Annotated in this window: 6 protein-coding genes and 1 pseudogene; 5 read left to right on the forward strand and 2 right to left on the reverse strand. The window is 60.7% G+C overall.

What is annotated here, in order from left to right; translation table 11 throughout:
* Both H926_RS24880 and H926_RS0100590 read left to right on the forward strand, forming a co-directional pair.
* Positions 1 to 445: YafY family protein (locus H926_RS24880; RefSeq protein WP_022674566.1), on the forward strand; the 445-nt coding region annotated here is incomplete at its 5' end.
* The gene (locus H926_RS0100590) at positions 442 to 1605 is read left to right on the forward strand and encodes a winged helix-turn-helix domain-containing protein (protein WP_022674567.1); all 1164 of its coding nucleotides are present in this window, start codon (positions 442 to 444) and stop codon (positions 1603 to 1605) included. The genes H926_RS24880 and H926_RS0100590, both read left to right, overlap by 4 nt.
* Before the next feature lie 93 nt (positions 1606 to 1698).
* On the opposite strand, the pseudogene H926_RS35505 reads toward H926_RS0100590, so the two are convergent.
* Positions 1699 to 1830 (reverse strand): annotated as a pseudogene (locus H926_RS35505) (transposase); the annotation flags it as partial.
* Between the two features lie 20 nt (positions 1831 to 1850).
* Between H926_RS35505 and H926_RS35510 the strand changes: the two are divergent.
* Both H926_RS35510 and H926_RS0100595 read left to right on the forward strand, forming a co-directional pair.
* On the forward strand, positions 1851 to 2519 hold the full coding sequence (locus H926_RS35510) for a hypothetical protein (RefSeq protein ID WP_148291585.1): 669 nt from the start codon (positions 1851 to 1853) through the stop codon (positions 2517 to 2519).
* The gene (locus H926_RS0100595; protein ID WP_022674568.1) at positions 2513 to 3976 is read left to right on the forward strand and encodes a sensor histidine kinase; all 1464 of its coding nucleotides are present in this window, start codon (positions 2513 to 2515) and stop codon (positions 3974 to 3976) included. The genes H926_RS35510 and H926_RS0100595 overlap by 7 nt, the downstream gene beginning before the upstream one ends.
* Here the strand turns inward: H926_RS0100595 and H926_RS24885 are convergent.
* On the reverse strand, positions 3960 to 4349 hold the full coding sequence (locus tag H926_RS24885; RefSeq protein ID WP_082208931.1) for a response regulator: 390 nt from the start codon (positions 4347 to 4349) through the stop codon (positions 3960 to 3962). The genes H926_RS0100595 and H926_RS24885 overlap by 17 nt on opposite strands.
* A 436-nt stretch (positions 4350 to 4785) precedes the next feature.
* On the opposite strand from H926_RS24885, the gene H926_RS35455 reads away from it, so the two are divergent.
* Positions 4786 to 5628, forward strand: an 843-nt coding sequence (locus tag H926_RS35455; RefSeq protein WP_022674571.1) for a diguanylate cyclase, incomplete at its 3' end; no start/stop codon positions are given.

The raw sequence follows: 5628 nt of genomic DNA on the forward strand, positions 1-5628 counted from the left end.
GAGCCGGGGCGACCCGGTGCTCGCCAATGCCGCGCGCGATCTGATCGCGAAGATCACCAGCGTCATTCCCGAGCGACTGCGACCGCTCATCGCCGATCCGGCAATCGCCGCGCGATCGACGAAGGCACCCCCGCCACCCGATCGGATCGACCTGGCGCGTACCCGCGAATGGATTCGCGAGGGTCGCAAGATCGCGATCGATTATCTCGACCAGCATGGCGAGCCAACCCGGCGCATCGTCTGGCCGATCATCCTGGGCTTCCTCGACGACACGCGAATGCTCGCCGCATGGTGCGAGCTACGCCAGGATTTCCGCCACTTCCGCGCCGATCGCATTTCCGCCGCCACGTTTCTCGAAGACGGTCATGGCGTTCGACCGGCTACGCTTCGCCAGCGCTGGAAGCGAGACATGACGGAGAGGCACGAGGCCGGGAGCGCGCGATGATCGACCTTTCCTTGCGCCACGCGCGGCGCATTGTCCTGGCAGCTCAAGGTTTCGCTGGTCGCCGCGGCGAGCACCCCACATCCGGGCATATACAGCGTGTACTGGATCGGCTGGGGCTGTTTCAGATCGACAGCGTGAACGTGCTGACAAGGGCGCATTATCTCCCGGCTTTCTCCCGCTTCGGCAGCTATGATCGCGCCGCGCTGGAGCAGGCCGCCTGGGGCGCCAGACGCCATCGCCGCATGTTCGAATACTGGGCGCACGAAGCATCACTGCTGCCGCTCGATCTTCACCCCCTGCTGCGCTGGCGCATGGCACGGGCAGAGCGCGGCGAGATTGGCTATCCGGCGTTGCGGCGCTTCGCGACGGAGCATCGCCAACAGGCGCAGCTGGTGCTTGACCGGATCATAGCAGAGGGGCCGCTGGCCGCTGCTGACTTCGAGAATGGGGCAAGCAAGAGCGGCTGGTGGCAGTGGAGCGACACCAAGCACGCGCTCGAGTGGCTGTTCTGGTCCGGACAGATTACTACCGCCACGCGACGCGGCAGCTTCGCGCGCCTCTACGATCTGCCAGAGCGGGTGCTGCCCGGCCATATCCTTGCCCTGCCCACGCCTAACGCTGCCACTGCGCAGCGCGCCCTGATCGCCCGCAGCGCCATGGCGCTGGGCGTGGCAAGCGCAGCTGACTTGCGGGACTATTTTCGCCTGAAGCCCGATGAAGCGGATCACGCAATCGCCGCGCTGACCGAGGATGGCCTGCTCGTGCCCGTGCGCGTCGAGGGCTGGAGTCAGAAAGCCTGGATGCACCGCGACGCGCGCGCGCCGCGCAAGGTCACCGGGACCGCGTTACTGGCGCCCTTCGATCCGCTGATCTGGGAACGGGCGCGTACGAAACGATTGTTCGGGTTCCACTATCGGATCGAAATCTACGTGCCGCGGGAAAAGCGCCAGCACGGCTACTATGTTCTCCCTTTCCTAATGGATGAAGCCCTGGTCGGCCGCGTGGACCTGAAGGCCGACCGTGCCGCAAGCGTGCTGCGGGTTCTCCGCGTGACACTGGAGCCTAACGCCCCCGCCTGCACAATGGCCCGGCTTGGCGGCGAACTCGACCGTATGGCCGCCTGGCTCAACCTTGAAAGCGTGCACGTCTCTGCGCATTGACGATAGCGGATCGCAAGTTGCATGATTCGATCCGAAAGGTATCGATCGCTGCCGAATCGCGACTGGGCAAAGTTGTCGGGTTGAGTGCTGGCGGAGCATCAGGCCCTGCCAAGCAATTAAATCATTACCGTTGGCGAAGGCGCCGCCGTCACCAATAGCGGCGAGCAGTGCGGCTGCGTTGATGATCCTTATGCCCAGGCGGTCGTCAGCTGCCCCGCAAAACACGCGAGAAAGCCCGCCAGAACGTGATCGTCAACACCGACATGTTCCATGACCTGGTGCACAGGCACGTCAGGAACGGGATGCAGTTACCCAGCGAGTTCAAACGACGGCAGATTTTGAGCGTGGAAGGCGTCGAGGAAAACGAGACTGATAGCCGCGCCTTGGCCATGTCGAGGACAGACTGCGGTAAATTGGTGCAGGCTGAAGCGGCCTTCACGCCACCGGAACTCGTCGTCCAGCCACTGGTTATCTTGACGAAAGGGGTTTGGATGACGGGCAAGGCTGTGGGCAGGCTAGAGATCATGGGCGAGGGAGGTGCATCTGCCACCATCGCGTTCACTGCTGCGCCATGCCAACGCATCCGATTTTTCGGCTATGCCCTTGCCTTGCCTGGCGGCGGCGGTCCGGAATGCCGAAGCGGCAGGTTCGCGATAGGATCAGGCGATCTATGCTCGTCACAAGAAAGTCGGCGCTCGCCATCAGGCATTATTCAACCATCCATCCTCAAAAGAAGCCTGGCACGGGGGCGGTTGAGCGCTGCGCACGCCCATAATCCAGCGGTGCACCGACCACGTGCTGGGCTCGGGTTGAATGCGCGCGCGCGACAGGCCGCACAATTCAGCATATGGCTCCAGGAGCTGGTGGGCCGTTGCAATGTTCGTCAAATGACAAGGTCCACGAGAGTATGCTGAGTTTCGATTTGCACGCCCTGGATGATGACGACACGCTGCAGTCGATCACAGATTTTGCTGCGACGCTCTGCCAGACCCCCATCGCGCTTGTGAGCTTCGTTGAAGCCGAGCGCCAATGGTTTCCGGCGCGAGTTGGGCTGGCCGCGCGCGAGACGCCGCGAAGCCAATCCTTTTGTGCGCATGCGATGCTCGGCAGGGACGTTATGATCGTGCCTGATGCCACAGCTGACGACCGGTTTGTCAACAATCCTTTGGTGACGGGTGAACCGAACATTCGCTTTTATGCTGGCGCCCCGCTCGTCTCCGATGATGGAATGCAACTCGGCGCATTGTGCGTCATCGATTCCAAGCCGCGCGCCGGCCTCACTATCGCCCAGCGCCAAGGTTTGCAGGTTCTCGCGGCAAACATCATGCTGTTTCTGACTTCTCGCCGCTCCCTGCGCCAAAGCGACCAAGAGCTCGACGAACACGAGGCGAAGTTCCGGGTGCTCGCCGATGCGATGCCTCAGATGGTCTGGTCCACTTTGCCCGACGGCTATCATGACTACTACAATGCCCGCTGGTATGAGTTCACCGGCGTCACGCCGGGATCGACCGATGGCGAAGGATGGAACGACATGTTCCATCCTGACGACCAGGAACGGGCCTGGTCTATGTGGCGGCATTGCCTGGCAAGCGGCGACCCTTACGAAATCGAGTACCGTCTCCGCAATGCGGATGGGGAGTACCGCTGGACACTCGGTCGCGCGCTGCCGATCCGCGACAGCAATGGCAAGATTATCCGCTGGTTCGGCACCTGCACAGACATCCATGATCAAAAAATGCTCCAGGTGCAGCGTGAGGTGATTGCGCAGGAGCTGAGCCATCGCATCAAGAATATCTTCTCGGTCATCAGCGGGTTGGTCAACTTTTCCACCCGACACCATCCCGAGATGTCACTCGTGGTGAACGACCTGCGCGACCGCATCCTGGCTCTTGGCCGTGCGCATGATTTCGTGAGACCACACAGCGAGGCATCCAAGCCGTCGGAAATGCAAAACAGCCTTTCAGGCATGCTCAAGGAACTGTTGCAGGCCTTTGCCGAGCGGATCCATATCGAAGGCGACGATATCACGATCGATGATCGCTCGGCCACGCCGCTTGCACTGGTCTTTCATGAACTGGCCACCAACGCCGCGAAATACGGAGCGCTGGCCGTCATAGACGGTCAAGTGCAGATACGGTGCACCGTAGACACCCGATTCGTCGAGCTGGAATGGCGCGAAACCGGTGGGCCGGCCGTGACAGCGCCACCAAGTGAGGGTTTTGGCAGCAAGCTCATCGAACTGAGCGCAGTTCGGCAGATGGGTGCACGTGTGACGCGCGAGTGGGCGCCTGAAGGTCTACTTCTTACACTGAAGGTCCCGCGCGCGTCGCTGAACCGTGGTCCAGTGTCATCGCCTAAACGCGCAGAATAGCGTCGTGCCCGAAGCCCGAATCGTCACCATGAGTCGCGAGAGCCGCTGCGGCCAAGATGACGTCTGGCGTGAACGGTTTGCGGATACAGCCGACAGCCGTCCGAGCGGCCTCACCGATCTGTGCCGGGTTGGCAGTGACATAGACGACGCGAACCCCGTGTTTTAAGGCGAGTTCGCGCGCGATTTCAGGACCGGTTGGTCCATCGCGGAGGTTGAGATCAACGAAAGCGACTTCAGCTTCGCGGCCGGCCAAAAGCGCCTGAGGGCGATCAGTTGCAATGGCGACGACGCTGTACCCTGCTTCCTTCAGGATATGCTCAATTTCCATCGCGATGAATATCTCATCCTCGACAATCAGCACCGACTTCATCAACTTTGCCCTTATTATTCGGCATATTAAGCATGGTGCGAGACATGGTTCCTTCTACCAGACTCACTCCCGGCGGCGAATGTCCTCGCCATCGAAAGGGCAATGCGTTGATAGGCCAACCGGTTCCGCGCGTTCTCGTAGCCGGCTGGAATCGCCGGGCTTCGGCCGACCTGCTGCCAATGTCGGAATGCGACAAATGCGGATTTTCCGTTGGATGAGTTTGCTGGCGGCGCCCTTCACTCCTTGAGTCCCAAGTCGCCCACTTGGTCGGACCGGCTCCCCCTCTCGGGAAAGACCGAGAGATCAGCGCGCATTTCCTGACCAAGTTTGTGCACTCCAATGCCCCTAGGGGCCATTCATTAACCATTGGCGCGTCAATGTGCATGGTGCGCCGCCCCGTAAGCTTCCCTGGCCGGCGACGCCGTTGTTCGGAGGAAAGATGTGGCGTCTCTCTGAAAATCCGGACGTTTATAAGGTTCTGGTGTCAGATCTGTCCCACACGATTGCCCCCACCAGTATCATGGGCCTGACCTTAACCAGTGTCAGTTTTTATGCGTGGACCGTTACCGGTAATGCCATTCTGGCCGCAGCCGGTATCCTGGGCAGTTACGCATCGCTTGCAAAAATTTGCCTTATTCTGAGGCATCTTCATCGTAATGGGCTGGGGGAGATGGAGCTTGGTGAGGCACAGCGATGGGAAATCGCGCACGCGATCGTGACAGTGGGCGTCGCCACTGCTGTGGCCATGACGGCCTGCACCTTATTTCTTCTGCCAAGCCTCCTGCTGCAGATGCTCGCGACGGGACTGATCTTTGGATATTGCGCCGGTATCGCAAGTCGCATCGCGGTTCGTCCCCATCTTGCTGCTGCCGCCCTCCTGATTGCCGCAGCGCCGACGATTTTCGCAGCTGGAACATGGGATGATGTCGCCCATCGGGTCATCATGGGGATGTTCAGCGTCTTCCTGCTCGGGGCGCTGCAGACAACTCGCTTCACCTACTGCAGCGCCGTCAGAAACATCGAAATCCGCCTCGATATGGCAACCCTTGCACGGAACGATCCGTTAACCGGACTGTCGAACCGACTGGGCCTGCGTGAGGCGTTTCGCAAGGCTTCTCACCGAGGAACAATTGCGACTCACTACCTCGATCTTGATGGCTTCAAGCGCATAAATGATCAGTTCGGCCATGCCGCTGGCGATTGCGCGCTGATCGAGGTGGCTCGTCGGTTGGCCCTACTTCACCCCCAAAACGCATTCGCCGCTAGATGGGGTAACGGTCCG

The organism is Novosphingobium sp. B-7, from assembly GCF_000410615.1.
Classification (GTDB): Bacteria; Pseudomonadota; Alphaproteobacteria; order Sphingomonadales; family Sphingomonadaceae; genus Novosphingobium; species Novosphingobium capsulatum.

What these genes read in the sequence shown, in the direction of transcription:
- H926_RS0100595 (WP_022674568.1), top strand. Translation starts at nt 2,513, where the DNA reads ATGCTGAGTTTCGATTTGCACGCCCTGGATGATGACGACACGCTGCAG.
- H926_RS0100590 (WP_022674567.1), top strand. Translation starts at nt 442, where the DNA reads ATGATCGACCTTTCCTTGCGCCACGCGCGGCGCATTGTCCTGGCAGCT.